At 60.6% G+C, this 21,963-nt stretch carries 18 protein-coding genes, 2 pseudogenes and 1 other annotated feature; of the genes and pseudogenes, 12 read left to right on the forward strand and 8 right to left on the reverse strand.

What is annotated here, in order from left to right; all coding sequences use genetic code 11:
* Nucleotides 1-110 precede the first annotated feature (110 nt).
* The 5 genes from AC1VVM_RS22610 (at nucleotide 111) to AC1VVM_RS22630 (ending at nucleotide 7,298) form a co-directional block, all read left to right on the forward strand.
* The gene (locus AC1VVM_RS22610) at nucleotides 111-1,139 is read left to right on the forward strand and encodes an ABC transporter substrate-binding protein (RefSeq protein ID WP_482956584.1); all 1,029 of its coding nucleotides are present in this window, start codon (nucleotides 111-113) and stop codon (nucleotides 1,137-1,139) included.
* 110 nt (nucleotides 1,140-1,249) lie between these two features.
* Nucleotides 1,250-2,374 (forward strand): sigma-54 interaction domain-containing protein, encoded by a 1,125-nt coding sequence (locus tag AC1VVM_RS22615; protein ID WP_482956585.1) that lies wholly within the window; start codon nucleotides 1,250-1,252, stop codon nucleotides 2,372-2,374.
* A 209-nt stretch (nucleotides 2,375-2,583) separates the two neighbouring features.
* Entirely contained in the window at nucleotides 2,584-4,815 is a 2,232-nt protein-coding gene (locus AC1VVM_RS22620) for a TonB-dependent receptor (protein WP_482956586.1), read from the forward strand.
* Nucleotides 4,815-6,179, forward strand: a complete 1,365-nt coding sequence (locus AC1VVM_RS22625; protein WP_482905968.1) for an LLM class flavin-dependent oxidoreductase — start codon at nucleotides 4,815-4,817, stop codon at nucleotides 6,177-6,179. The genes AC1VVM_RS22620 and AC1VVM_RS22625 overlap by 1 nt, the downstream gene beginning before the upstream one ends.
* Before the next feature lie 18 nt (nucleotides 6,180-6,197).
* Nucleotides 6,198-7,298 (forward strand): ABC transporter substrate-binding protein, encoded by a 1,101-nt coding sequence (locus tag AC1VVM_RS22630; RefSeq protein ID WP_482956587.1) that lies wholly within the window; start codon nucleotides 6,198-6,200, stop codon nucleotides 7,296-7,298.
* 111 nt (nucleotides 7,299-7,409) lie between these two features.
* On the opposite strand, the gene AC1VVM_RS22635 is transcribed toward AC1VVM_RS22630, so the two are convergent.
* Nucleotides 7,410-8,888, reverse strand: coding sequence for an amidohydrolase (locus AC1VVM_RS22635; RefSeq protein WP_482956588.1), 1,479 nt, complete (start codon nucleotides 8,886-8,888; stop codon nucleotides 7,410-7,412).
* 22 nt (nucleotides 8,889-8,910) lie between these two features.
* Nucleotides 8,911-11,196: a TonB-dependent receptor gene (locus AC1VVM_RS22640; RefSeq protein ID WP_482956589.1), complete on the reverse strand. Its 2,286-nt coding sequence runs from the start codon at nucleotides 11,194-11,196 to the stop codon at nucleotides 8,911-8,913.
* A 337-nt stretch (nucleotides 11,197-11,533) separates the two neighbouring features.
* On the opposite strand from AC1VVM_RS22640, the gene AC1VVM_RS22645 reads away from it, so the two are divergent.
* On the forward strand, nucleotides 11,534-11,944 hold the full coding sequence (locus tag AC1VVM_RS22645) for a GFA family protein (protein WP_482956590.1): 411 nt from the start codon (nucleotides 11,534-11,536) through the stop codon (nucleotides 11,942-11,944).
* A gap of 439 nt (nucleotides 11,945-12,383) precedes the next feature.
* Nucleotides 12,384-12,965: a DUF6334 family protein gene (locus AC1VVM_RS22650; RefSeq protein WP_482956591.1), complete on the forward strand. Its 582-nt coding sequence runs from the start codon at nucleotides 12,384-12,386 to the stop codon at nucleotides 12,963-12,965.
* A 169-nt stretch (nucleotides 12,966-13,134) separates the two neighbouring features.
* On the opposite strand, the gene AC1VVM_RS22655 is transcribed toward AC1VVM_RS22650, so the two are convergent.
* The 3 genes from AC1VVM_RS22655 to AC1VVM_RS22665 all read right to left on the reverse strand — a co-directional run bounded on the left by AC1VVM_RS22655 (nucleotide 13,135) and on the right by AC1VVM_RS22665 (nucleotide 15,735).
* Nucleotides 13,135-13,653, reverse strand: coding sequence for a DUF4136 domain-containing protein (locus AC1VVM_RS22655; RefSeq protein WP_482956592.1), 519 nt, complete (start codon nucleotides 13,651-13,653; stop codon nucleotides 13,135-13,137).
* A 642-nt stretch (nucleotides 13,654-14,295) separates the two neighbouring features.
* Nucleotides 14,296-14,622 (reverse strand): NTF2 fold immunity protein, encoded by a 327-nt coding sequence (locus AC1VVM_RS22660; RefSeq protein ID WP_482956593.1) that lies wholly within the window; start codon nucleotides 14,620-14,622, stop codon nucleotides 14,296-14,298.
* 615 nt (nucleotides 14,623-15,237) lie between these two features.
* Complete coding sequence (locus AC1VVM_RS22665) at nucleotides 15,238-15,735, reverse strand: phosphatase PAP2 family protein (RefSeq protein WP_482956594.1); 498 nt, start codon at nucleotides 15,733-15,735, stop codon at nucleotides 15,238-15,240.
* Between the two features lie 58 nt (nucleotides 15,736-15,793).
* On the opposite strand from AC1VVM_RS22665, the pseudogene AC1VVM_RS22670 reads away from it, so the two are divergent.
* The 4 genes and pseudogenes from AC1VVM_RS22670 to AC1VVM_RS22685 all read left to right on the forward strand — a co-directional run.
* Nucleotides 15,794-15,979: pseudogene (locus tag AC1VVM_RS22670) on the forward strand (IS3 family transposase); the annotation flags it as partial.
* A gap of 149 nt (nucleotides 15,980-16,128) precedes the next feature.
* Complete coding sequence (gene istA / locus AC1VVM_RS22675; RefSeq protein ID WP_482955271.1) at nucleotides 16,129-17,634, forward strand: IS21 family transposase; 1,506 nt, start codon at nucleotides 16,129-16,131, stop codon at nucleotides 17,632-17,634.
* Complete coding sequence (gene istB, locus AC1VVM_RS22680) at nucleotides 17,631-18,500, forward strand: IS21-like element helper ATPase IstB (protein ID WP_482955270.1); 870 nt, start codon at nucleotides 17,631-17,633, stop codon at nucleotides 18,498-18,500. Before istA ends, istB begins: the two co-directional genes overlap by 4 nt.
* Before the next feature lie 21 nt (nucleotides 18,501-18,521).
* Nucleotides 18,522-19,651 (forward strand): IS3 family transposase gene (locus tag AC1VVM_RS22685; protein ID WP_482957366.1). Its coding sequence is split into 2 segments (ribosomal slippage): nucleotides 18,522-18,711 and nucleotides 18,711-19,651, totalling 1,131 coding nucleotides; the frame shifts between segments, so codons are not numbered across the junction.
* Nucleotides 18,704-18,820 (forward strand) — a sequence feature (AL1L pseudoknot). It overlaps the preceding gene by 117 nt.
* Nucleotides 19,652-20,297: 646 nt before the next feature.
* Here AC1VVM_RS22685 and AC1VVM_RS22690 read toward each other — a convergent pair.
* The 3 genes and pseudogenes from AC1VVM_RS22690 to AC1VVM_RS22700 all read right to left on the reverse strand — a co-directional run bounded on the left by AC1VVM_RS22690 (nucleotide 20,298) and on the right by AC1VVM_RS22700 (nucleotide 21,476).
* On the reverse strand, nucleotides 20,298-20,627 hold the full coding sequence (locus AC1VVM_RS22690) for a DUF1488 family protein (RefSeq protein ID WP_482905982.1): 330 nt from the start codon (nucleotides 20,625-20,627) through the stop codon (nucleotides 20,298-20,300).
* A gap of 30 nt (nucleotides 20,628-20,657) precedes the next feature.
* Nucleotides 20,658-20,888 carry a hypothetical protein gene (locus AC1VVM_RS22695; protein ID WP_482905983.1) on the reverse strand — a complete coding sequence of 77 codons (231 nt, stop codon included), beginning with the start codon at nucleotides 20,886-20,888 and terminating at the stop codon, nucleotides 20,658-20,660.
* A 36-nt stretch (nucleotides 20,889-20,924) separates the two neighbouring features.
* Nucleotides 20,925-21,476, reverse strand: a pseudogene (locus AC1VVM_RS22700) (sugar phosphate nucleotidyltransferase).
* A gap of 210 nt (nucleotides 21,477-21,686) precedes the next feature.
* Here AC1VVM_RS22700 and AC1VVM_RS22705 point away from each other — a divergent pair.
* Nucleotides 21,687-21,896: a hypothetical protein gene (locus AC1VVM_RS22705; RefSeq protein WP_482905984.1), complete on the forward strand. Its 210-nt coding sequence runs from the start codon at nucleotides 21,687-21,689 to the stop codon at nucleotides 21,894-21,896.
* Nucleotides 21,897-21,963: the final 67 nt, after the last annotated feature.

Below are 21,963 nucleotides of genomic sequence, written 5' to 3' on the forward strand. Positions count from 1 at the left end.
TGCCGCCGGCCGGGCGAGAGCCTCGTCGGCAATTCGAGTGGCATGGGCCTTGCTTTGCCAAGTCTCATGATCTTGCGGATGGAGATAGAAAGCCAATGGGGCCGAAGGGCGTGAGCGAAACCGATTTACTGGACCGCATCTGGCTGGTCCGCTCCCCAGTGCCGGCCGCATCGTCGATCGCCTGGTCACTCGGCTGGATGGATCAGGAATTCGGGCCTGACGGCATCGCCGTCGACTGGCTGCGCGAAGATCGGTTGCGCATCGCAGAGCGGGATCACGACAGCATGATCCGCAGCCTGTTTCGCGAAGGCGGCAACATTCCGGCACTTGCCGCGCGAGCTCTGGGCGCGGAAACGCGCGTGATCGGCCTGACCTGGATCGACGAGCGCCAGGCGATCATGGTACGCCCCGGCGAGAACGTGCTGGAGCCTGCGCAGTTGAAGGGACTGCGCTTCGCCTTGCCGAGCTATGTCTCGACGCGGGGAGCCTCGGTCGTGCGGGGCATGTCACTACATGGGATCAAGAGTGCTTTGCGCCTTGGCGGCCTTTGCCTTGAAGACGTGCACTTCGTGGACGTGCCCACGCCGCTGGTCGATTTCTCCGAACCGCAGATGATGCATCGCATGTGGTCCGGCCTGCAGGCACTCGCCGATGGGCAGGTGGATGCCGTCTACGTCAAAGGCGCCGCCGCAGCGGAAGCCGCACAGGCACTGGGGCTGGAGGTAGGCATCGATCTCGACGCCTATCCCAGCCGGATGACACGGGTGAACAACGGCACCCCGCGCCCGATCGTGACCCACCGCCGCATGATCGAAGAGCATTTTGACGTCGTCGTACGCTTCCTGCTGTGCAGCCTTCGCGCCGCCGACTGGGCAGCAGGCCATCTTTCCGAACTGCGGCACATCCTGGCGCGCGAGACCTTTTCCGGCCCGTTCGGTGTCGAGGCGGCCTATCGGGAAGGCTTTCACCGCGCCTTACATCCGAACCTATCCCCCGAACGGATCGACATGCTGCGCCTGCAGGAACAGTTCCTGCGACTGTATGGCTTTCTGGAAAACGCCGTCGACATCGATGTGTGGGTCGACTCCCGCCCGCTGACAGCGGCGCTCGCGCTGCGTTCGGCCGATCGCGCAGCCTGACGTGAAAAAACCACGGCAGAAATGACGGACGGGTTCGTTTAATTGCATTCTCGACTAAATCAATAGAGAATACCGATCAACACGATACGAAACCGTGGAAGGTGCGTCCCATGGCTTTAGCGCAAGACCGTAAGCCCCGTTCCGGCGAGGTGAATTCGGGCAGTACGATCCTGTCGCTCGATCCGAACGATCCCGCCATTCCCGCCATCCGGGCGCGCGCTTTCGTGTTTTCCGATCCACGATCGCGCACGCTTGTGCCGCTCATCGAGCGCACGGCGCCAAGCGAGGCAACCGTGCTGATCGCGGGAGAAACCGGAACTGGCAAGGAACTCGTCGCGCGCTACGTCCATGCTCTGAGCAACCGCCGGCACGGCCCCTTCATTGCCGTGAACTGCGGCGCTTTTTCCGAAACCCTGATCGAATCCGAATTATTCGGCCACGAAAAAGGTGCCTTCACCGGCGCGACCGACGCGCGCGCGGGCTGGTTCGAGGCCGCGAACGGCGGCACCCTGTTCCTTGACGAAGTGGCTGATTTGCCGACGGCATTGCAGGTTAAACTTCTGCGCATATTGCAGGAACGGGAGGTGGTGCGATTAGGATCGCGCAAGCCGATCGCGCTCGACGTGCGGTTGATCGCCGCCACCAATGTGGATCTGGTCCGCGCTGTGGCCGCAGGGCGGTTCCGCGAAGACCTGTTCTATCGCCTCAACGTTGTCCCGCTGCCGTTGCTGCCACTGCGCGAACGCCGCGCCGACATTCTCCCCTTGGCGCGCCACTTCCTTGAGCGGCACGGATCGAAAATCGGCGCGGGCCGCCTGGAGCTTACGGCCGGCGCGGAAGAGGCAATCTTCAAGCATTCCTGGCCCGGAAACATTCGTGAACTGGAAAATGCCGTCCTGCGCGGTGCGCTTACCTGCACCGATGGTCAGATCACTCCGGACGACCTTGCGCTGCAACCGGTGGAACCAAGAAGACCCGTCTCCCTGTTCGAACACACGCCCCAAATGCAGACACGCCCGGCTGCTTCCGCAGATATCTTGCTGGACGAACATCTCACGCAGTTGGTCGAACGGTGTCTGGAAGAGAAGCAGGACGCACTGCTTGACCGTACGGTGGAGAACGTGGTGCGCACGGCTTTCGCCCGCTTCGAGAGCAACCAGATCCGAACCGCTGCCGCGCTTGGCGTTACACGCAGCGTATTGCGCACCCACCTCAGGAACTTCGGCCTGATCTGACCGCTGCATCCTATCACGCAGAATACCATCCAAATTCGCACACCCCATGCGCCGTTCTGCGCAGCAGGGATCGAAACGCTGCCGATAACACCAGAAAAATAGCCATTTTCTCAAGTGGCACGCCACTTGCTCTTCTGTTTGCGAACCGTGGTGCCGGCCCCCCCGGCCACTGCGTCATCCAGATCCCGCAAACGAGGAATCAGTAAGTCATGGCATTCAGGGCGCCTTTCCAATCTCCTCTCGCGCGCAGCATCGGCGTGGCAAGCGCGCTGGCGCTGGCCTTGGCATTCTCATCGCAGGCCCAAGCCGAAACTACGCCGGACGAAAACCCTTCGGGGGGGGGCGACGGTGCCATTCTGGTCACCGCGCAAAAACGTACGCAGAGCGTGCAGGACGTGCCCGCATCGGTCGTCGCGCTGAGCGGCGACACGCTGCGCGACCGGCTGATTACCCGCGCCAGCGACGTTTCGCGCTTCGTGCCCAACTTCAGCGCCGATACCTCGGTCGGTAACCTCACCCCGCGCTGGTATTTGCGCGGGATCGGCAACTCGGTGCCCGGCAACGGCCAGACCAGCCCACTCGGCGTCTATCAGGACGAAGTCTATATCGGCATTCCGATGGCGCAGGCGTTCCCCATCTTCGACCTGGAACGCGTCGAAGTGCTGAGCGGCCCGCAGGGCACGCTTTGGGGCAAGAACACGACGGCCGGCGCGGTAAACTTCATTTCCCGCAAGCCCTCCTTCGATGCCAGCGGCTATGCCCGCGCCGAGTACGGCAGCTACGGCTCCGCTCTTCTGGAAGGCGCCTGGGGCGGACCACTGAACGACAAGGTCGCGGTGCGCTTCGCCGGACATTTTCGCGACGATGACGGCTTCGCCACCAATCAGCATGACGGCACGCCGATGGGCAAGAACCGCGAGGCGGCCGCGCGCTTCTCCGTACTGGCGAAACCGACCGACACGTTCGAAGCCTTGCTGCGCTTGCAGTACCGCGATTACAAAAACGTCGGCGATATCATCTATCAGGGTCTGGGTTCGACAGACCCTGCAGGGTTTCCAGTCCCTCAGGGTTACAAGAACAATTTCTCATTCGGTAACAGCGGGCAGGATTTGCGCCAGCGCGGTGCTCAACTCAATCTTGATTGGGATGTCGGCGACCTTCATCTGACTTCGATTACTGCTTACAACGAATTCAAGCACCGATCCGAACTGGGCACCCAGGTCAATCACGAAGGAACTCATACCTACAGCAGTCTAGATGCCAAGGTCTTCAGTCAGGAACTGCGGCTGGCTTCGCCCGATACGGGCAGGCTGAAGTGGATCGCCGGCGCCCACTATTACTACGAAAAGCTCGATTCCGAGGCGGTTACCGCCGTACTGCCGAACACCGTGGGCCTGCGCACCAGCTGGACTAACACACAGTTCACCCAGAGCAACAACAGTTACGCCCTCTTCGCCAACGTGACTTACGAGCCGATCGACAATCTCGAAATTATTGTTGGCGGCCGCTACACCTGGGAGGACAAGGCGATCGATCTAGACACGATCGGCACGGCCACCGGCGGCAACGGCACGCTCACCTATCTCGACACGGTCGCCTTCTGGTCGCGCAATTCCGTCACCGGGACCGGCATCGCGACACGCGCCGTGCAGGACGAAAAGCGCAATTGGAACGCCTTCACTTATGATGCGACGGCAAAGTACAATTTCACCCGGGATCTCAACGTCTACGCCCGCTATGCCAAGGGCTTCCGTTCGGGCGGCTTCAACACCGGCGCGACGGTGCAGACCCAGGTGGCTACCGTCGATCCCGAATACGTGAAAAGCTATGAGATCGGCCTCAAGTCCGAATGGTTGAACGGCCGCCTGACCGCCAATCTCGCCGCGTTCTACAACGACTATACCGACATCCAGGTCACCGTCATCCAACTGCCGCTCAGCCAGCTTTCCAATGCCGGCAAGGGCTGGTCGAAGGGCGCGGAAGCCGTGATCACGGCCCGCCCGATCGACGCGCTGCACCTGTCGGGAACGCTTGGCCTGCTGGATACCAAGTATACCGAGTTCCCGAACTGCAAGGCCGGCGTGGACTGTTCGGGCAACCAGTTTGTGCGGGCGCCGCACGTCACTGCCAGCGTTGCCGGCGATTACACGTTCGAACTTGGCAACGGACACCAGATCGTCGCCGAAACCAACTGGTCGTACCGATCCCACCTCTATTTCAACGCGGGCACGCAGACCGCCCCGCTGGAACAGGGGGCCAAGTGGCTGGGCAATGCCTCGCTCTCGTGGAAGCTGCCGAGCGATATCAAACTTTCGGTCTTTGCCCGCAACGTGACCAACAGCCACGCGGCATCGACGATCATCCCCTCTGCGAACTTCGGTTACATCAAGTACATCATCGAGCCGCGCGTCTGGGGCGGCGCCGTGTCGGTGTCGTTCTGATGGGCGGGCAGGAACGGGAGCCCGGCCGCAAGCGCCAGCTCGCCCTCGGCGTGTTCCTGACGCGCCACGGCCATCATCCGGGATCCTGGCGCCTGCCGGGATCGCCGGGCGGCGGCGATCCGGACTTCGCGTACTGGCTGCACCTCGCCCGGACGGCGGAGCGCGGCAAGCTGGACAGCGTGTTCTTCGCCGATTTCGTCGGCATGGGCGCGGACGACTTGCGCGGGATCGGCCGCCGTCCCGCAGGGGGAGGGTTCGAGCCGCTCAGCCTGATTTCGGCCCTCGCCGTCTCGACCCGCTCCATCGGCCTGATCGCAACCGTGAACACCAACTTCGCCCATCCCTATACGCTGGCGCGGCAGATGGCATCGATCGATCACCTGAGCGGCGGGCGCGTGGGCTGGAACGTGGTTTCCTCGCTCTCGCCCGGATCCATCCGCACTTTCGGCGTGGAAGATCCGCTCGGCCATGCCGAACGCTACGAACGCGCGGCCGAATTCATTGCCCTGGCCAAGTCCCTGTGGGACAGTTGGGACGATCACGCCTTCGATCATCCCGACAAGGCATCTGGCCACTACCTCGATCCGGAGAGCGTCCATCCGGTTTCGCACCGGGGCCCGCACTTCCGATCCGAAGCGATTCTGGACGTGGCGCGGCCGGTGCAAGGCTATCCCGTCTTCGTGCAGGCCGGCAATTCGGACACCGGGCGCGACTTCGCCGCCCGGCACGCCGAGATGATCTATGCCGCCGCCCAGTTCGTGGAGGATGCGCGCGAATACTATGACGATGTGAAAGGCCGGCTGGCTTCCTATGGCCGCGCGCGCGACCAGCTGAAAGTCACCCCCGGCCTCTCCTTCGCGATCGGCGAGACCGAATCGGAGGCGCGCGAAAAGTTCGAGTCCTTGCAGGCCAAGGTGGACCTCACCGGCCCGATCGAGCTGATCGGCGAGGACGTCAGCCATCTACCGCTCGATCGCCCGATCCCCGACGACTATCCGGTGCCGGAAAACGGCAAGGGCCGCTGGGAACAGATCGTCCGCCTCGGCAAGCGGGAGAACCTGACGCTGCGCCAGTTGGTACTGCGCTACAACGTCGTGCGCGGCCACCGCATCGCCATCGGCACGCCCACGCAAGTGGCCGACCAGATCGAGGACTGGTTCACGCAGGGCGTCGTCGACGGATTCAACCTGATCCCACCGCTCAATCCGGGCTTCTTGGAGGACTTCGTCGATCTCGTCGTCCCCGAACTCCAGAAGCGCGGGATTTTCCGCAGGGAATACGAAGGCCGCACCCTGCGCGATCACCTCGGCCTCGACCGTCCCGTCAACCAGCATCACCGCACGCCTGCCGCAGCCGTGTCGTGAAACGAAAGGACCCGTGAAATGGCTACCCAAACCGAAACGCTGCAAGCCGCATCAGCCGCGCCGGAGGAAATCTGGTTCACCCGCTGCCCGGTGCCCACCGCGACCGGCCTTGCATACAAGCTGGGCTGGCTGACCGAGGAATTCGCCGGTGAAAGCATCCCGGTGCGCACCTTGCAGGAATCGACGCCGGAAATCGCCCTTCGCCATTACGACCACCGCCTGCCGACGCTGATCCGCGAGGGCGGCAACATCCTCGCCTTCGCCGCGCGCGCGCAGGGCGAACCGACCAAGCTGGTGGGCCTGACCTGGATCGAGGAAAGCCAGCTCATCCTCGTACGGCCGGATTCCGGCATCACCGAACCGGCCCATCTCAAGGGTCACCGTCTGGCGCTGCCCGGCTGGACCGATCATGAAATACCCAGCCATCTTCGCGGCACCAGCATCGCCCGCGGCATGTCGCTGCTTGGCTACAAGGGTGCGCTTCATACAGCGGGGCTGACGTTCGACGATGTCGAGCTGGTCGAAGTGGGCGGCACCATCCGCAATATCGGCGGGGCCGGCCGCGATAACCGTCCTGCATCGGGCGGACAGGACCGGGGCGGGCTCAACAGGCTCTGGGCGATCGACGCACTGGCCGCCGGCACGGTGGACGCGGTCTATGTCAAGGGTGCCTCCGCACTCGACGGCGCGCGCGAGGCGGGCGTGGTCGTGGGCATCGATCTCGACGCGCTGCCCAACCGCAGTTCGCGCGTGAACAACGGTACGCCGCGGCCGATCACGGTTCACCAGAGCCTGATCGACAATCATTTCGACTATCTCGTCCGCTTTCTGGAAACCACGCTGCGCGCCGCCGACTGGGCCGCGCAGAATGTCGCCAAAGTCCACGAGATCCTGCAATTCGAAACGCGCGGCAGCGTGGAGGCGGTAGCACAGGCCTACGGCGCGGACTTCCACAAGACGCTGCACCCCACGCTGGATGCCGAACGGCTGGCCCTGTTCGACCAGCAGAAGAAGGCGCTGGGCCTGTTCGGCTTCCTCGAACGGGATTTCGCCCTGTCCGACTGGGTCGATCCGCGCCCGCTGGAAGCGGCATACGAGCGGCTCGAACGCAATCGATGAAGTCGGCCTTGAAATACGCCCTAAGGCGCATTTCAAGGCGAAGGGCGAAAGTTGGAAACAGAAAACCCGCCGTCTTGCGACGGCGGGTTTTTCGTCAACCGGACCGGGCGATTACTTGCCGGATCGCCCCTCCGGCAGACTGGCGCGTGCATAGTCCAGCGGCGGCTTGCGATCGCCCAGCAGCGGCGCATAGTGGAAATCGGCGCCTTGGCTGCGCTGCAGCTCGGCCTTGGCCGCGCGCAGCGTTTCGGGGTTCAGGAACAACTGCGCGCCCGAAATTGCCAGCGTCTTGGCCGCCACTTCCGCGCCCTCCACGCCGATGGACGTGCCGCTGGCCGAAGCCGCCTGCCAGCTATGCGGCGCGGTCCCGGAAACCCAGGTCGCCGTGCCAAGGCTGGCCGTCGGCACCACCCAGCTGATATCGCCCACGTCGGACGACGCCGGGCTCTTGCGCCCGAAATCGTAGGCGCCGATCACCGAGGGGCCATCCTTTGCCGCCCCCTTCGGCAGCGTCTTGGCGATCGCATCGGCATAGCGCTGCTGATCGGGCGTATAGCTATAGCCGCCCACTTGGCGCAGGCTGGCATCGACCACGCGCCCCAACGTATCGTTCGGCAAAGTGCCGAAACTGCCACCGATGATCTCGTATTCGAACTTGGTTCCGGTGGCGAGCGCCGCGCCCTCGCCCGCCTTCACCACACGGTCGAACACGTCGCGCACCACCTGCGGGTCATAGTGGCGGACATAATAGAAGCTCTCCGCATGGGCCGGCACGATGTTGGGCTGGTCGCCGCCGTCGGTGATCGTGTAATGGATACGCGCGTCCGACGGCACATGCTCGCGCAGGTAGTTCACCGCCACGTTCTGGATCTCCACACCGTCAAGCGCGGATCGCCCACGCTCTGGCGCAACCGCGGCGTGGGAGGCGACGCCGGTGAACCGGAATTTGGCCGTGACCATCGACAGCAGTTGTCCCTGCAATGCGCCGTTAGAACTGCTGGGGTGCCAACTGAGCACGGCGTCCACGTCCTTGAAGAAGCCGTCGCGCACCAGATAGACCTTGGCGAAACCGCCCTCTTCCGCAGGCGTACCGTAGAGGCGCACGGTGCCGGGGGTGCCGCTCGCCTTCAGCCAGCGGGCCAGCGCGATGGCAGCCTCAACCGAAGCGGTTCCCAGCAGATTGTGGCCGCAGGCATGGCCGGCCACGCCGCCGCGCGACTGTTCCACCGGCTGATCCGTCTGCGACAGGCCCGGCAGGGCGTCATATTCCGCAAGCAGCGCGATGACCGGGCCCGAGCTGCCATAAGTGGCCGTAAACGCGGTAGGGATTGCATCGGTCCCTGCCGTCACCGTGAAACCGGCGGCCTTGAGCTGCTGCTGGAGCAGAGCGGAACTCTGCTCTTCATGAAAGCCCACTTCGCCCCATTCCCAGATCTTGCGGGCATTGGCGGCAAGCTGCGCCTTGCGGGCGTCGATCCCCGCGATGATGGCGGCAGAGTCCTTTTCGGAAAGGCTGTCCGCATGGGCGGCCGGTCCTGACACAAGGACAAGCGCGCCGATAGCGGCGCGCACATGGTAATAGTGCTTCATGATATCTGCTCTTTCGCTTGCGTCAGAACGTGCCAGTGAGATTGATGCCGTAAGTGCGCGGCGGAACGGTGGTGACGATCTCCGTCGTGCCGCCCAGCGTATTGCCGGCGGAAGTACGGGCCACCGTGTTCGTCAAATTATTGACGTAGAAGAACACGCCGTAACGATCGTTGCGCACGCCGATGCGCGCGTTGGCCAGCGTGTAGTCACCCACCTTGCGGTAGCTGGTCGAAGTGGGGCGGAAGTCGGCCCGTGAAGCGCCGGTATAGCTGAGGTCACCGCGTACCAGGGCGGTCCAACCACCCGAGCCAAGCCCCCATTCGTACTGGCCCGCGAAGTAGATGGTCTGCGGAGCAATGAACGGAATCTTGTCACCCTTTCGGGCCGTGGTCGCCAGCGGCGTAACGCCGTCCGGAATCTGGTCTTGCGTCAGCTTCGCATCGGTGAACGCGGCGTTGATGTTAAACGTCAACCCGCGCGTCGGATTCAGCGTGGCTTCCGCTTCGACCCCCTTGATCCGCGCCGCGCCCGCGTTGCCGAGATAAAGGAAACTGCCGCTGTTGATGCTTACCTGCATATCCGACCAGTCGGTCAGATAGGCGCCCAGATTCAGGATCAGGGCATCTCCGCCGAACGAAGTCTTGATGCCGCCTTCATAAGTGGTCAGCTTGTCCGGCTTGTAAGACAGCGCCTGCGCAAGCCCAAGTACCTGATTGACGCCGCCGGGCCGATAGCCGGTTGCCACCTGACCGTAGACCAGAATGTCGTCGGTCACTTTCCAGCTTGCATTGCCCTTGTAGAGCCAACCGGTGTTCTTGGTCTTGTACAGCGCCCAAGGCGTGACGGACGTGCGCAGGATATCCAGCCCGATTGTGGTGTCCCCGCCCACGGTCTTGTCATAACTGTAATACCGCAGGCCGCCCGTCAGAGTGACCCCCCGCAACGGTGTGACCGCCACTTCGCCGAAAGCCGCCTTTTGCTTCAGATAATCAACAACATGCCGCTGCAATAGCGGCGCGGCCCCGGCAGCCTGCGAGCCGTCGGAAGCGTCCGTGCGGCGCGCCTCGGAAAGAACCTTGGAATCGCGATCCTCGTAAAAGCCCCCGAGGGTCCACTGGTACCAGGAATTTCCATTGGATTGCAGGCGTAGTTCGTTCGTCCAGTCGGTAACCGACTGCGGCTGGTAGTAGATGACCGGCAGCAATCCATCGACATAGGCGTTGTAGGCCGCGAAACCGGTATTGGTCGCGCAAACCGCCGAAGTGAAGTGGGTGGCGCACGTCGCGCGGGTTTTCAAGCTGCGAAACAGCGGAGTAGGGTCGCGCGTCACGAGTGTATCGCGATCCTGATAGCTGGTTGTCGCGACAAGATCGGCAAAACCCAGTTCCGCGCGTGCCGAAAGACTGTAAAGTCGTTGCTTGTCCGAATAGGGCACTTGGGAAGCATTAACGGCGTTGTACTTCCCGGCGCTTGGCGACCAGGTACTGGCTCCGCCCTCGGAAAACAGGAAATGCGCGGCACCGTCGATTGTCAGCCAGGATGCCGGGACGAAGCGCACAAGAACGCGGCCTCCATCGCTATGCTCGGAATTGATCCCCTCAAGGCCAAGACCGGGGTTGTCCACCCAACCATCGCTGTAGCGCCGAAAGTAAACGCCGCGCACGGCCAGCACGTCCTTCACGATCGGAACGTTCAGTGCGGCATTGAGCTGATATCCCAGACCGCCCCCCTCAGTCGCAGTCCCCGAAACATCGACGACACCGCCGTATTCGAATTCAGGCTTATGAGTGACAAGGCGGATCGTGCCGCCTACTGATCCCGCGCCGTACAGCGTGCCTTGCGGCCCGCGAAGCACTTCGACGCGTTCCAGATCAAACAACTTGAAATCGGACTGGCTCCCGCCCGGGTCGCTGGTGGTGCCTGGCGGGCCTGCGACTGGCGTCTCGTCGTAGTAAATGCCGACCTGTGCGTCGCCGGCACTGCGGATACCGCGCAAGGTGATACGGCGCTGTCCCGGACCGGCATCGGTGATGGTCAGACTTGGAACTGCGCGGGCAAGATCGTTGGCGGAATCTATGCTCCCCATGCGCAACGCGTCTCCGGAAATCGCCGTGATGCTGGCAGGCGCATCCTGCAACTTGATCTCGCGCTTGAGCGCAGTGACTACGATTTCACTACCTGAGACGCCTGCGCTTTCCGCCGGAGTAGCTTCGGCTGCACTGTCCGCAGCGATCGCCTGCGGCACATAACCGACGATAGAGAAACCACAGAGCGTGATGGTGGCAGCGGTATTCAAGAACTTGGTCATGGAACCCTCGAACGTTTGGTCGAGGGGCCTCTATCAAGAACTGTGCCAACCCAAATTTTCGGGTTTTTCTGCGTTTAAGACTGCGCGTTTGCTGATTGTCGGCCACAATCATCCGGACTGAGTGTCGATTTTGCTGTGAATACAACACTTCGCCGATCACATCGCTATCAAGCATATTCCTTCCATCACCGTCGCTTTGGATCTGATCGTCCAAAGGCGATTCAGCGCAAGCTGTATCCGCCATCGCAGTAAAGGGTGCTTCCGGTCATGTTAGCATTGTCGAGCAGGAAAAGTGCGGCATGTGCCTGCTCCTCCACGCTCGCGGGGCGCTTCAACAGTGCGTTACCTTCTGTCTCGCGATGATTTCCTCCTAATACTATGTTGCCATTGCCTTGACTGCCAGACGCGTTCCGGGGCTGCGTTTGATCAAACGGCCTTTGTCGAACCGAGCGAGATTGTCGTAACCGGCTCGCTAGTCGTCGCCACTAGACTGGAGCCGAGCGCTGCGGCCGTGACCGCTAGCTTTTGCGCCAAATGCTACACCGAAATTTTCAACCTCCATCCCCACGTTCCTCAAGCCGTCCTCTTACGAGCTGGAACGCTTGACGAAAGCCAGTCCATCATCCCCTCCGCCCATATATTTACAAAGCGGAAACAGCGTTGGCTGGTGCTTCCGCCCGACGTGCCAGCGTTCGATGAATTCCCATCGGACGAATTTCTCCATTCCGTCCGCCTCCATCCTTCCTGAAAATATGACGGCTTTGAGGCGAGGAATGATCCACCCAAAACGACAGCAATGTTGGGGGAAGCGGCCGTTGAAAATCGAGTTTTGGAATAACGCTACCAGCGGTATATGAAGGCCAGCACATAAGGTGCGAACAGGGCGCAAGCTGCGGCTAATGAGAGACACATAAGGGGCAACGATGTTCGCCACCATCTCAGTGCAATAGCGATAGGCAAAGGGGCGCAAACGACACCAAGCCAAAGCCAAGTAATCGTGAGATTGGCAGGGTCCCACAACGAAAAGCCAAACGTCAGGCCAACGAATAGCGCGTAGGCAGAGATAATGCCGAACACGATCACAGTGATCCCAGCGAAGGCTGTCACCACCTTTATCAATGTGACTTCTCCAAAGTTAGTCGCATAATCTCGTGCCGTCCCAGAAGGCTCATCGATCAAGCTCAAATGTGCTTCTTACCGGCCACCCAAAGGTCTGCAAGGTCGGCGTGTCCGGAAAGGCGGATTTCGGATTAAAGTCGCGCAATCCGGCCGTTCCGGTTCGGGGCATCCGTGATGCCATTTCCATGACCGGCATGGGTGGAATGTGGACGCACCACGAGCTAATATTTCGTATGACAGAGCATTTTTCGTTGCGCTTCGATTGGGATGCGGCCTCAGGTGAAATAGTTACTGACGTACTCGGCCTGAACCCCTCAGTCATTAACGAAGGGTCTGCGCGCTGGGACGCGGTTGCAATATGTACGGGATCCACAGCTATCGTTGTGACAGTAGAGCCAGACACAGATCAAGTAATTATCACTCGCGAAAACTTGCCTTCTGACCTGGGTTGGAAGCACGTCCCTTCATTTGAGTTTGCGATTGCCAAGACCATTGGATGGGCGTGGATCGGCATCAATTCTCAAGGCTACAAAGACAGCTTTACCATCGCTCTCGGCGATGCTGGTCCGGATGCTCTCCAACCTCGCTGCACCTTTGTTGCCGAAGGTTCATCGCTGACGTGTTTCGATTTAATTCCTCGCCGCGCTTAACGTCCGCAATGTCGGCGTGTCCGGAAAGGCAGGTTTCGGGTTAAAACCCTGCAACTCTGCCATTCCGCTTTGTCAGGGGAAGCGGACATGAATGGAGGGGCGGGAAGCATCGACGGAAGTTCGCTAAGATGGCAGACGCCGAACATTTGCAGCCACCAATTCCTTCGCCTCATTTCCTTTGGGCTGGAGCGCGGCACCAAGGCGATTTCAAGTCGCAACTTGGCGGAGGCGGGAAGAGTTTCACGAGAGCATCGACGGCCGAGTCCAGGCTGCCTGGTGTAGAGCGGACCACGCCGTGCCAGAATGGACGCTTGGTCGCAGTGTCGTAAATATCGGCCACGAGAAACGACGTCCGATCACCGTAACTACTGCTATATGCGCCCTGATACTCCCCCTGCTTTCCTGACACTCCCGAAATCGCAATCGCGAAATCGCCTACTTCGTTCGGCGCAGCTCGCTTGAAACGCGCGCTAAGCGCCCTGTCCATTGATGCTTTGACCCTATCGTAATCAGCTTGGTCTGCGTTATCGTCCCGTCGAGGCAGCCAACTATAGGTGTGAAATTTTGCGAAATTTACATCAGGATCATAATCGAACGCCAAGACCGGGCTCCCACTGTCGGCAAATGCCATGACCGGGGGCGCCGCAATCATTGCGATTGGTAAGGCGATTCGAATCAATATGTGCATTTATGCACGGTACTCTAAAAGTGGCGATTTTACTATTGATAGTTATCTTAAAAAATCTTTGATTTTATCAAAAAGATGATTGTTCAAATGACTTTCAGTCGAGAACGATTGGACGCCTTGCAATCCGTCAGTCTGCTTAGGGACAACTCACTCCAGAGCAGACCTTCCGGATAGTCGGGGGAAGCGGACATCAGAAGCCCCGAACGGTGCCACTGACCACGACGTCAGAATAATGTAGAGCCAAAGGACCAGCAGCCCCGCGTAGAGGCTCCCCGTAAGCCAGAACCAGGTTGGGGATGTATCGCGCATTTCTGACCGACCATAAGCTGACGGCATGCGGCCGGTCGCAAGGCCTACGTAGAGCAACCATCCGACAATCAGTGGGATGAACAAGAATGCGGTGCCACCAATCAATGCCCGCCTGTCTTGCGTGGACCAGCCAAGGGCAAGCCACGGGGTTGCGGCTACGCAGCACATCCCGGTCATGAGAGCTAAGCGCTGCCTTGATTTCCATCCCCACCAGATCATGACGCTGGTATCGCATGCCCATTATATGGCCGCAATGTTGGCGTGTCCGGAACGGCAGGTATCAGATTAAAACTCTGAAAATCCGTCATTCCGCTTCGTCGGGGGAAGTGGTCATCACTTTTCGTGAATGATGCTCAGGACCATCCCATTACGACGACAGAGGCGGATGATGGCAGCGCCACCGTCCGCGCCGGGCGGGACACTACCCTCCACTGTCCACACGCCGTCACGGAGCGTCGCGATAATTGGAGATTCATTCCGGATTTGCTCTGCCCCATATATCTGGCGAAGGTAGATGGTTGCGATTTCTTTGGCGACTGCACCTGTGGGAATTACCCCAGCCTTAGGCTGATAAAGCGCGACGGTTTTCCAACACTCAAGCGGTTCTGCTAGAGCAACTTGAGGCGATGCCAGAATTGCCAGCCAGAGTATCGTCTTCATCCGCCCCCCATAGTAAACGCAACTCTGGCACAGTTTGCAAACGTCAGCAAAGTCGGCGTGTCTGAAACGGCAGCTTTCCGGTTAAAATGCTGAAAATCTGCCATTCCGCTTTGTTGGGGGGAGCGGACATTACCATCATGCAATCACAGCCAGTACCGAGAGCACAGCGTATGCGACGATTACGGTAGCTATAAACCAAAACATGATCGGGCTCTTGTCACGGCGATATGAGCCCCACATCAGTGAAATTTGACCAGACCAGAACGACCAAGCAAGCATCGACACGAAAAACGTGGCACTCAGGGCGGGGAAGACCCGATAGCTCATTTCGTCGCCTTCCCACGATCTTTCAATGCCCGCAATGTCAGCGGGTCCGGAACGGCAAGTTTCCGGTTAAAACTCTGAAAATCGGCCATTCCGCTCACGGAAGCGCTGCCATCCTCTCGAGTGACCGGGATGTTGGGGGTAGCCGACATTCGATCGGGCCGGCGTACGCTTCCGTGACCGCTTGAGCGTGGAGGGTGGCAGATTATTGTCTGACGAATTCTCGTCTGCAAGTGACCTCAGGCATATTGCGGCTTCTCGCTTCCCCGCGTGAGGTAAGGTGCCGGCTCCTTACGCGGTCTCCGCGCTCTCACCGCTCGAAAATTGCCACTTTGCAGCATGCGCCTTCTCCAGTGCCATGATCGTGCTGACGGAGACTCCAGCAACCAAGACGCCTGCAATAACGTCGATTAGGTAGTGGGCTCCCTCGATTGGTGTCGCAACGAACATGCCCGCCGAAAGAGCAAGTATGGGCCAGCGAAGCCAAACGGCAGGCCATACTGCCCAAACGAAAATCACTGCGCTGGCTGCATGGAAGCTGGGAAAGCTCAGGATCCCGAATAGCCGATCAAGACGGATGTCCATAGGTTCGCCCGAGCGCAGCGCCTCGAGCACCGTCGCATACTCAGTGCCGGAGGCTGGAACGTACGGGGGGGAATGCCCCACTAAGTAGAGGAGTGGCGTTACGGCTGGGAAGGCCACGGAAAGGCAAACGGTAACCCCCAAACTCATGGCAAACACGGTGATGAAACGTCGCAATTGAACCTCTCGTCCAGTCATCGCGAGCACTGCAGTGAACCGCGCCGGGATTGCCGGAGGCCCCAACTCCTGAGAGGAAGGGTCTACGATGAGCAAGACGACGAACAAGTTTGCCCCTGAGGTTCGGCAGCGGGCGATCCGGATGGTTCTGGATCACGAAGGCGATTATCCCTCTCGCTGGGCTGCGATCACATCGGTTGCTGAGAAGATCGGGTGTTCGGGGCACACGCTGCTGGAATGGGTGTTGCGCGGCGATCTGGACGAGAAAGCGCGACAATCAAGATGAGAATCCGGTGTGTCGGGATCGGCGTAGGGCGTAGCCCGTAGCCGGTCCCGACACACCGGAGGCACTCTTTGCCGGGTGCCTGTGATGGTCGTGGTGGCCGCTATGCATCGGGTTTTCCGGGGAGGAGGACCTGACGTGTGGCCGGCCGACACATCAACGATCATCAAGTGAGACTTTTCATGACCAACAGACGTTATGACCCCGTCGCCTTGGCGGCGGCGAAGGCCGGGTTCAGTCCGGCGACGGGCTATCGGGTTCTGCAGGCCACCCAGCTGCCATCGCAGCGGCAAACACCGCGCAGCCGGCGCCGACCCGATCCCCTTGCCGGTATTTTCGATGAAGTTGTCGTGCCGATGTTAGAGGCTGCCCCGGGCCTTCGGCCCATAGCGATCTTCGAGGAGCTGCGGCGCCGATATCCCGAGACGGAGTTCGGCTCCCGGCGAACCCTGGAGAGGCGCATTCGCGACTGGCGCGCCGTCAACGGGCAAGATCGCGAAGTCATTTTCCGGCAAGTGCACGAGGCCGGGCGGCTCGGCCTGTCCGATTTTACGTGCATGGACGATCTGGGAGTTTCCATCGCCGGACAGCCCCTGGACCATCTGCTCTATCACTTCCGGCTTCCATGTGGCGGCTTCGAACACGGGCACATCATCCTGGGCGGCGAGAGCTTTGTCGCCTTGGCCGAAGGGCTGCAGAACGCGCTCTGGTCCGCAGGCGGCGCGCCGAAGCTTCATCGTACCGACAGCCTCTCGGCCGCCTTCCGCAATCTGGACGCGGATGCCAGGGTCGACCTGACCAAGCGTTATGACGCGCTCTGTGACCATTATGGAATGGAGCCCACGAGGAACAACCGGGGCGTTGCCCATGAGAACGGCGCGATCGAAAGTGCCCATGGCCATATCAAGGCTGCCATTAGGGATGCGCTGCTGCTGCGCGGGAGCGCCGACTTCTCCGACCTTGCCGACTATCGCCGCTTCATCGACGAGGTCGTGAATGCGCGCAACCGGCGGCACGGCCCCGGGATCGATGCCGAACGCAAGTTCCTGCAGCCGCTGCCGGACGTGCGCACCACCGACTACGAGGAGATCCTCGTGACGGTCACATCCTCGGGCGGCTTCACGTTGCGCAAGGTGTTCTACACGGTCCCATCCCGCCTGATCGGGCACCGTTTGCGGGCTCGCCTTTATGATGACCGCCTCGACCTCTTCATCGGCGGCACGAGACTCATGACCCTGCCGCGCGGACGCGCAGGCATGAACGGGAAGCACGGCCACGTTGTTGATTACCGGCACGTGATCCATTCCCTGCGCCGTAAGCCCATGGCACTGTTAGGGCTGGTCTATCGCGATAGCCTGTTCCCGCGAGAGGCCTATCGCCTGATGTTCGACCACCTGCTGGAATTTCAGGGCGAGCGGGAAGCCTGCCGCACCACCGTCGAACTTCTGGCCATGGCTCACGAGCGTGCATGCGAGGCCGAACTCGCGGGGCTCCTGACCGAGGACCTGGCGGCGCGCCGAACGCCGTGCCTGACAACCTTGCGGGCCCGGTTCTGTCCGGACCCTGCCGATCTGCCCGAAGTCGTGGTCGAACTGGTGCCGCTCTCGATCTACGACGGACTTATCGAACAGGGAGAAGCCGCATGAACGCAACTCCCATGATTGATGCACAGCGTCTCAGCCTCATGCTCAACGAACTGCGCTTGCCCACCATCAAGCACATCTGGGGGGACTTCGCCGCCCAGGCAGACAAGGAAGGATGGCCCGCCAGCAGATTCCTCGCCGCGCTGGCCGAGCACGAACTTGCCGAACGCGATCGGCGTCGGATCGAACGCCACCTGGCAGAGGCACATCTACCCGCAGGCAAGACCCTCGACTGCTTCGCCTTCGATGCCGTGCCGATGATCTCCAAGGCCCAGGTCATGGCCCTGTGCGCTGGCGATGGTTGGCTCGAGCAAGGTGCCAACCTCATCCTGTTCGGTCCGCCCGGCGGCGGCAAAACCCACCTCGCCGCAGCTATCGGCCTGGCGCTGGTAGAGCGGGGCTGGAGGGTTTTGTTCACCCGGACCTCCGACCTCGTGCAACGCCTGCAGGTCGCGCGGCGCGAACTCGCGCTCGAATCCGCGATGGCCAAGCTCGACAAATACCACCTGCTGGTTCTCGACGACTTCGCCTACATCTCGCGCGACCAAGCCGAGACATCGGTGCTCTTCGAGTTGATCAGCGCGCGCTACGAGCGACGGTCGTTGCTGATCACCGCCAACCAGCCCTTCGGCGAGTGGAACAGGGTCTTCCCCGATCCCGCGATGACGCTCGCCGCTGTCGACAGGCTCGTCCACCACGCCACCATCTTCGAGATGAACGTCGAAAGTTACCGGCGGCGCACCGCTCAGGCCAGACGCACCGGTGCCGGGCGGCCCGCCGCATACACCACGCCAAAGGTTCTCGAGACCATCCGCGACAATCAGGATGAGAACGACGAACTTGCCAGCGACAATCTAAACGGGCACTGATCGACGCGCTGCGACAATCACATTCTCATCCTGATTGACGCGCAATCATCATCCAGTTTGTCGCGCTACAAATGGGTGAAGAAGTCCGAAGTGGACAGCGGCAAGCGCAGTGGCGTGCCGACGGAGACCGCCGAGAAGCTCAAGGCATTGGAGCGTGAAGTCCGCGAACTGCGGCAAGCCAATGAGATCCTGCGCAAGGCGTCGGCATATTTTGCCCAGGCGGAGCTCGACCGCCCGTTCAAACGATGATTGCCTTTATCGACGAGCATCGCGATGCCTATGGGGTCGAGCCGATCTGCCGGGTTCTGCCGATCGCCCCATCCACCTATCACGAGCGCCTTGCCAAGCGGCGAGACCCGGCTTTGCAATCCGCTCGCGTCCGGCGGGATGAAGAGCTGAAGCCCGAAGTTCTGCGTGTCTTTGCCGAGAACTTCGGCGTCTACGGTGTGCGCAAGGTATGGCGGCAGATGAAGCGCGAAGGCTTCGATATTGCACGCTGCACCGTCCAGCGGTTGATGCGAGATCTTGGCCTGCAAGGGGTGATCCGAGGCAAGCCGGTGCGCACCACGGTCTCGGACAAGGCGGCGCCGTGCCCGCTCGATCAGGTCAACCGCCAGTTCCATGCTCCGGCGCCGAACATGCTCTGGGTTTCCGACTTCACGTATGTCGCTACCTGGACGGGTTTCGTCTACGTTGCCTTCGTGATCGACGTCTACGCCCGTTACATTGTGGGCTGGCGCGTTAGCAGGACGGCGCACGCCAGCTTTGTGCTGGATGCATTGGAGCAGGCGATCCATGATCGACGCCCTGTTCACCGCGGCGGCTTAATTCATCATAGCGACCGCGGATCGCAATACGTGTCCATCAAGTATACTGAGCGCCTTGCTGAAGCCGGCATCGAGCCATCCGTCGGCAGCGTAGGCGACAGCTACGACAACGCTTTGGCCGAAACGATCAACGGCCTTTACAAGGCCGAGGTGATCCACCGTCGAGGCCCTTGGCGCTCGTTCGAAGCCGTCGAATACGCTACCTTGGAATGGGTCGATTGGTTCAACAACAGGCGCCTGCTGGAGCCGATCGGAAACATTCCGCCGGTCGAAGCCGAGCAACGCTACTATGCCATGCTGGACGACGTCCCACTGGCCGCCTAATTTAAGAAAACTGGCCTCCGGCAATCCCGGCGCGGTTCACTGAGTGGTCCAAAATCTCTGTTATTTGGGACCATGAAGGAGTTTGGAAATGGGAAAGAGGCGCAAACCAAATGAGGTCATCGCCTAGCTTTCTGCAACCGAGATTTCTCCAAGCTCGGCCCTTCTCAATGCAAGATGGCCAGTCACCGATTGGTCACACCTAAAGCGCTCGTTTTCGAGCCTCATGTCCCGTGATCTGCGGTGTCGGCAGCGCTGTGATTTGATGGCGAAATAAAAAGCAGTCGATCTGCTGAACTAACGATGTGGTCACGAAGCTGGTACACCCGACCGATCTGGCTCAATTTTATTCGTGTCCATGCATCGGCGAGCCAAGGGGCTGTTTTCTTACGTGGACTGCGAAACTCGTGTGCCTGCGGTCCATCCGCTGCTTGCAATCCGCGCGATAGTCGACGAGGCGATCGAGGTATGGAGGCGCTAATCTAGATGTGACGGTCGCAACCAAGAATCGCGAGACGGTGGTCCGCTTTCGTCGCCCAGTTTCTGCCCGCTATCATAAGGCAACCGCGCGGTGCGGGAGCCGCCCTCGGACGACCACTTCTCGATGTAAGGCACCCTGATCGGAGCTTGAGAAAGCCCAGCGCAACCCTCAACCGTCAAAACGATTATCGAAGAGCCGAGGGTCGAAGATCTTAAGTTCTTCCAGATATTCCGACGTGATCAGGTAGGTATCCTGCATCTTGTCTCCGCTAGCCCAAATCCGGTCAGCCGCCGAAAGCAGGATACCCAAGTTGTCGTCGAAGATCGCAATAGCGGTTTCGGCGTCCACTCTGCGGCCGAGTCTGGCTATGTCCTCCAGCACTTCGCCCGCGATATAGAATTTGTATTGCTTCGCCTCCCATTGGCCATCCAACTGCACCGCGTGGCGATCCGGTACCCATTTTCGAACGGCGGATGTGAAGGTGAGATCGGTCATCATTGTGATCTCCGGCGCAAGCTCGCGCTTGGATTAATGCTTAGACGCATCCTGAGCAGCGTCGCCAGCCTTCTCAGCGGCGTTGCTGACGCTGTTTGCGGCATTCTCGACCGCGTTGTCCTTGCGGGCTTCGCTCGTCGTCGTCTGGCTGAAGAAATACACGCCAGCAATCACGGCTATCAAAATAGCCACTGCAATTATTAATCCAGCGGCAGAGCTCCGGCGGCCTTCGACAATGGTGGTCGTGTGGTTGGGTTCAGCCATTCTGCAATCCTCATTTTGCATTACCCTCTCGTGAACTCAGCGCGGAGCAAACAGTTGCATTTTAGGATTGCCAGGATCGGCGGCCAAAATACCGAATTCGCTGGCCTGTGCGACCGGTACATGAACGACGCCTACCGTGACCGAGGCCGCCCGATCGCGGTGACGCGCGATCAGCGGACGATAGTCCATCTGATAGAGGTGGTCTCCTGCCAGCACGACGACGTGATCAGGTGCTTAGCTATCGATCGCTTCCATCACGCCGGCGACGGCCTGGGCGATGCCGGCGAAGGGCCCATGGTCGGCACCGTCAAGCACCTTGAACGCGCAAGGCGAACGGTCGAAATGCCAGGCCTGCTCGAGATGCTCGTGCAGTGTCGCAGGCGCATGCTGCGTCAGCACCATTGCCTTGCGCAAACCCGAATTGACCACGTTTGCTAGAGTGAAATCGATGAGCCGGAAATCCGGGCCGATCGGAATGGCGGGTTTCGCTTCATCGTTTGTCAGATCTTGAAGACGGCTTCCTTTGCCGCCGGCCAAAACGATGGACAGAACTCTACAGGGAGATGGAATGACTTTCGCAGGTGCCATTTATCCCCTCGGTCGGATCTCGGGTTCTGCGGCACGATTCGCCAACCGGGCCGGGGGTTCCGCCTTAACGTATATCATGACGATTTTTCGGACTGCGGCGGCAAAGCCTGCGCGGTTCTCCCTGCAGCAACCCGGATGACCAACTCCCTTCGCCGTTCGCCGGGAACGACTTTGCCTGTGCCGGCCTTATGACAGGAGAGGAGAAATGCCATGGCCGAATACGACGCCGAGGATCCGCGAAACGTCACCGGAATTGCATCCACGCCCGACGGGCGTGGGACAAAAACCGAAGGCAAGCCATCCAAGGGCGTTTCGCAAGCTCACTCGGCCCGCGTCAACGAAGCCGAACTTCATCCCGACAAAGAGGATGAGCGGCTCAACCCGGGCCAGAACACTGGAGCGACCGGAGGAGCGGGCTGAAGCCGATGCGACGTTTCCAAAGAAAAAGCACCATAGCGAGATAGGGCAACTTCGGCTTCTTCGTCCA

This window comes from Novosphingobium sp. BL-S-33 (assembly GCF_056857025.1).

Excerpts from the sequence above, each read along its gene's own strand:
- AC1VVM_RS22660 (WP_482956593.1), bottom strand. The coding sequence starts at position 14,622 with ATGAAGACGATACTCTGGCTGGCAATTCTGGCATCGCCTCAAGTTGCT.
- AC1VVM_RS22615 (WP_482956585.1), top strand. The coding sequence starts at position 1,250 with ATGGCTTTAGCGCAAGACCGTAAGCCCCGTTCCGGCGAGGTGAATTCG.
- AC1VVM_RS22630 (WP_482956587.1), top strand. The coding sequence starts at position 6,198 with ATGGCTACCCAAACCGAAACGCTGCAAGCCGCATCAGCCGCGCCGGAG.
- AC1VVM_RS22690 (WP_482905982.1), bottom strand. The coding sequence starts at position 20,627 with ATGATGACCGATCTCACCTTCACATCCGCCGTTCGAAAATGGGTACCG.
- AC1VVM_RS22620 (WP_482956586.1), top strand. The coding sequence starts at position 2,584 with ATGGCATTCAGGGCGCCTTTCCAATCTCCTCTCGCGCGCAGCATCGGC.
- AC1VVM_RS22705 (WP_482905984.1), top strand. The coding sequence starts at position 21,687 with ATGGCCGAATACGACGCCGAGGATCCGCGAAACGTCACCGGAATTGCA.
- istB (WP_482955270.1), top strand. The coding sequence starts at position 17,631 with ATGAACGCAACTCCCATGATTGATGCACAGCGTCTCAGCCTCATGCTC.
- AC1VVM_RS22625 (WP_482905968.1), top strand. The coding sequence starts at position 4,815 with ATGGGCGGGCAGGAACGGGAGCCCGGCCGCAAGCGCCAGCTCGCCCTC.
- AC1VVM_RS22640 (WP_482956589.1), bottom strand. The coding sequence starts at position 11,196 with ATGACCAAGTTCTTGAATACCGCTGCCACCATCACGCTCTGTGGTTTC.
- AC1VVM_RS22655 (WP_482956592.1), bottom strand. The coding sequence starts at position 13,653 with ATGCACATATTGATTCGAATCGCCTTACCAATCGCAATGATTGCGGCG.
- AC1VVM_RS22695 (WP_482905983.1), bottom strand. The coding sequence starts at position 20,888 with ATGGCTGAACCCAACCACACGACCACCATTGTCGAAGGCCGCCGGAGC.
- AC1VVM_RS22635 (WP_482956588.1), bottom strand. The coding sequence starts at position 8,888 with ATGAAGCACTATTACCATGTGCGCGCCGCTATCGGCGCGCTTGTCCTT.